The following is a 4,198-nucleotide window of genomic DNA, read 5'->3' on the forward strand; positions in this document are numbered from 1 at the left end:
CTCCTCGGTGCCGTAGTTGCCGACGCCGACGTTGTGGATCTGGCCGGATGGGCTCAGGTAGACCTTGGGCATGATGCCTCCTATTCGGTCATGAGTAGCATGATGAAGGGCGTCGCGACGCCGATCGCGGTGGCCAGGCTGCCGCAGGCGATTGCCAGAATCTTGAACCAGCGCTTGCGCTGCCGTTCCTCGACGACACGGTCGTGCGCCGCCTGCACAAGGGCGTCGAGCTTGCGCTCGTAAGGTTCGAGGTGCGTGGCGAGGCAGGCCGCCTCGTGCTCGGCGATCGCCTCCGCCAGCGCCTCACGGTCGCGGTCGCGCCAGTCGGCGATGTCCGCCCGGAGGGCGTCGATGCGGTCCATCTCCTCACGTGTCACAGGTACCTCGCTTTCCGCCACACCTTGCGCTTCACCCAGCGCCAGCGGCCTCTGACTTTGCGGCGCACCTTCTTCCACACGAACTTGCCGCCCCGGAAGCGCCCGCGCCGCGCCTGCGCCTTCTCCGGCGGGTCGTAGGCGTACGTGTCCACGCCGCCGATGGCCAGCATGGCGACGCCGTCGCGAATCTCGACGCCGGTCACCATGAACGGCCCGCGCGCGTCGGGGTCGTGGTAGTCGGTGCAGATCACCCAGTCCCACGCCCGAATGTGCGACAACGGCCAGAGACGGCCGTCCACGTCCTTGACGTAGTCGGGGATCTGGACGGTCCCGGAAGCCTGGCCGCTGTAGTGCGCGATGTACTGCTGCCCCGCGGCGATGGCCCCCACCTGCGTCCGGTAGCCGGCCTGCATGGTGACGATGCGCGATGTCGGCGAGCTGGGCGGCGCCGGCACGTACTCGACGAGTTGCGTGTCCGAGTCGACGAACTCCTCGAACTCGACATCGCGGACGCGAAGCGCCTGCGAGTAGCCCGTCGTGCCGAGATACCAGCGCGCCGTGAGAACCGCGTAGGCAGCATCTGGTGGAGCTGCAGCGCAGACTGTGTACCAAGCCCAGTCAGCATCTGCAGTGAGGCTCGCGATGAAGTGATACGACAGCGGGGAACAGTAGCTGCCGTCAGACGTAAGCCAGCGGACGAAGACCTGCGCCTGGCCGCCATCGAACCCGTTGACAAGCGCCCGGCAGCGAGCGAGGTACGTCACTCCCGCCTCAACCGGGATGCCGTGACCGCTGCCGTCCGGGGGCCGGTACTCCATGGTCGGGCTCGCGTCGGCGGCTGAGTTGAAGAGGCGGAAGACGTAGCCGTCGCCCTCGTTGTAGGAGCTGCAGCCGGCGGTTGCCGTCCACGATGCCGGAAGGGAAGCGCCGGACGGGTGTGGGTCAAGGCACTCGTTCTCGGGCGCCGGGCTGTAGACGACCTTGGCCACGTCCACATCGGCCTCTTCGTCGGGCTGCACGTCCCAAACGACGCCCTCTTGTGAGACGGACACCTCGTAGTAGCGCGTGCGATCAGGCGGCGCGGTCGGCTGCTCCTTCACCTCGAGCTCGCCGGCGTCCCAGATTCCGGCCAGCACGGGCAGCGAGTGCAGCGCCTCGATCTTCTCGACCGCCCCGGCGACGCTGTCGTCAGGGTCGATGACAAGGTGCGTGAGGGCCGATCCGATCGCCTCGGACTGCGACGAGTCGGCGATCCCTGTGTCGGTGTCCAGGATCTCGACGATAGCCTCGTCGATGCGCCGCGCGGCCTGCGTGCCCGCGTAGATCACGAGGTTACGCAGCTGGATGTAGTAGTCCTGCGCGGCCGTCGCGTTGGCCGCCGCCGTCGCGTAGAGGATGAGCGCGCGAGCGTCGTGGGCCGAGATGTCCTGGTCGATCTTGTCGTTGAAGGCAGCCACGGAGTAGGAACCGAGATAGGTGAGCGCCGCCTGCGGGCCACCGTAGAGGTCGGCTACCGCGTAGAGCTCGAAGATCCACTGCGTGGCGCCGGGGTCGACAGACACGTCGCAGGTGACGCGGCTGATGCTGGCTGAGGGGTCCTGGCCGTCGAACAGCCAGAAGCCGAGGGCGACGCCCTGGCCCACCTTGTAGACCGTGCCGTTCGGGATCGTGACGAGGATCTGCCGATCGGTATCGACGGCGATCGCCTCGAGGCGCGTGCCGAGCAGTGAGGGCTGGCCCAGGATGCGGACCGGCAGCTCCTTCCAGCGGTCGTAGGTCGAGTCGGACACGAACCACTTGCCGTAGCTCTCGTTGCGCCGCGCGCGGTCCCACCTGCCCGCACAGATGATCTGCTGCACGGGGTCGTCGGGCGCCGGCCGCGGCAGCGAGACGACCTCGCCCTGCCAGCAGGCGATGCCGTTGTCGAAGATCGTCGCCGTCTCGCCGACGATGAGCCGGTTGGAGACGACGGCGTTGCAGGTGTCGAGGTCGGCCTCGCACTCCAGTGAGGCGAAGCCACGCATGCCGGAGCCGAAGATGAGGCTGTCAGCGTCGAGCTCAAGCGTGACCTCATCGCCATGTGTGCTGCCGAGCTGCAGCGTGTAGAGCGGCTCGGACAGCGTGTCGGGCCGGAAGACGATTTCGGGCGGCGGAATCTCGGCAGGCGGACTAAGCCGCCCAAACGGCCGCAAGAACGGCAGTGATGGCCAGCCGCCAGCCATGCGCTATGCGGGGTCCACGCTGGTGATCGGGTCTGCGCCTGCGTCCGTGGCAACGGCAGCCGTCCATGCCGACGTCGCGTCGTCCTCCTCGTAGACGGTCATCGTGGCGCCGGAGATCGCGACCTTGTTGCGCAGCGCCCGCAGCGCGTTCAACGGCGAGCGTGCCGTCGTGTCGCTGACCGCGCTCATGTCGCGGTTCAGCAGGGCGTCTGCGTTCTCGGTCGCCGTCGGCAGCGCGTCTAGCTGCGTGTCCAGGTTGGCCGCGGCCAGGCCGACGGCAGACCGGACGCCTGCCGCGTCGAGGTCATTCAGTGCGGCGAAGCCTGCGTCCAGTTCAGCCTTCGTCGGCGGGTCGTATGCGTTGAGCGCGTCGGTAGCCTCGCTCTGTACCTCAGCGTCCCACGCGGCGTTCCAGGGCACCGCCGTGAGGCCGGCGCCGGCCGCGCCGAGCGTGGTCGCGATCCCGTCCACGACCGTGTCAACGGTCGCAAGGTCTGCCGCCGCGGCAAGCCCGCTCTGAATCTCAGAGACGGCCGTCGCCGCAATCGCGTCGCCGTCGATGGCGTCAGTGGCGATGACAGCCGCCGTAACAGCGCCCGCCTCAAGGGTCATAGCCGAGCCAACCGCGGCAGGGCTCGCCGGCAGGTTGTCCGTCTTCGCTTTGATCGCGTCCACGACCGTGTCGACCGTGCCGACCGGCGCATTCAAGTTGTCGCCGATGATCTTGCCGGCCGTACCCGCGCCGTAGGCGCCAGGCAGTGCCGTCGCCCAGGGATCGCCCGAGCCGCCCGCAGCGGCCAATGCGGCGCCCGTGGAGCCCACGCCGCTGTGATCGGCAACAGCCTCGTCCCAGACCGCGTCGGCGATGCCTGCCGCCGTGAGTGCCGAGCCGCCCGCGTTGTCTGCGATCTCCTTGACGACCGAGCCCGCGACAGCCGCAGCGTAGGTGGTGCCGGAGTCGGTATCGAACAGGTCCGCGAGTGCCGCAGCCTTGATCCCTGCCACCTGGACGCCGTCTGTGCCCGTGTCGGCGAGGATCGCGTCGACGTTGCCGTCGATGGTGTCGACCTTGCCGTCGAGTGTCGTGCCGGTGTCCTCGAGAATGGCGTCGATGTCCGTCCAGACCTGCGCGCCCGCCTTACCGGCGTCCGTGTGGCCTGTGGACGCCTCGTCCCAGACCGCGTCGGCGATCGTCGCCGCGCTGGGAATGTCGCCCGTCGCCGCGGGGGCTGCCGGGATGTTGTCGGTCTTGGCCTTGATGGCGTCGACCAGCAGGTCGAGACGCCCGCCGTCGGCGAGGTCGGTCTGCAACTCGTTCGTGTCTGCGAGGATGGCGGCGACTTCTGTGTCGATGTAGCCCGCCACCGTAGCGAGGTTGGCGGCCGAGGCGAGCGAGGTCAGGCCAGCGCCAGTGCCGAGGTCCGTTGCTCCCATGATCGCTTCGCCAGGATCGTGGCCGGAGAGTGTGTTGAGGGCGCTTGCGTCGATCCGAGTGGCGTCGTCGATGACGGCGTCGCGGATCTGGTCGGTGGCATCTGAGCCCTCGACCTGGACTGCGTCGACCTGGAGATAGTCGGCCCCAAACATCGAATCCCATAC

Annotated in this window: 3 protein-coding genes; all 3 read right to left on the reverse strand. The window is 68.3% G+C overall.

The window, feature by feature from the left end; genetic code table 11:
- Positions 1 to 80 precede the first annotated feature (80 nt).
- Entirely contained in the window at positions 81 to 377 is a 297-nt protein-coding gene (locus WC493_RS21885) for a hypothetical protein (protein ID WP_373068516.1), read from the reverse strand.
- Positions 374 to 2,599: a hypothetical protein gene (locus WC493_RS21890; RefSeq protein WP_373068518.1), complete on the reverse strand. Its 2,226-nt coding sequence runs from the start codon at positions 2,597 to 2,599 to the stop codon at positions 374 to 376. The genes WC493_RS21885 and WC493_RS21890 overlap by 4 nt, the downstream gene beginning before the upstream one ends.
- A 3-nt stretch (positions 2,600 to 2,602) precedes the next feature.
- Positions 2,603 to 4,198: hypothetical protein (locus WC493_RS21895; RefSeq protein WP_373068520.1), on the reverse strand; the 1,596-nt coding region annotated here is incomplete at its 5' end.

This window comes from Zavarzinia sp., from assembly GCF_041650655.1.
Lineage (GTDB): Bacteria > Pseudomonadota > Alphaproteobacteria > Zavarziniales > Zavarziniaceae > Zavarzinia.

Coding starts and splice junctions, on each gene's coding strand:
- WC493_RS21890 (WP_373068518.1), bottom strand. CDS start 2,599: ATGGCTGGCGGCTGGCCATCACTGCCGTTCTTGCGGCCGTTTGGGCGG.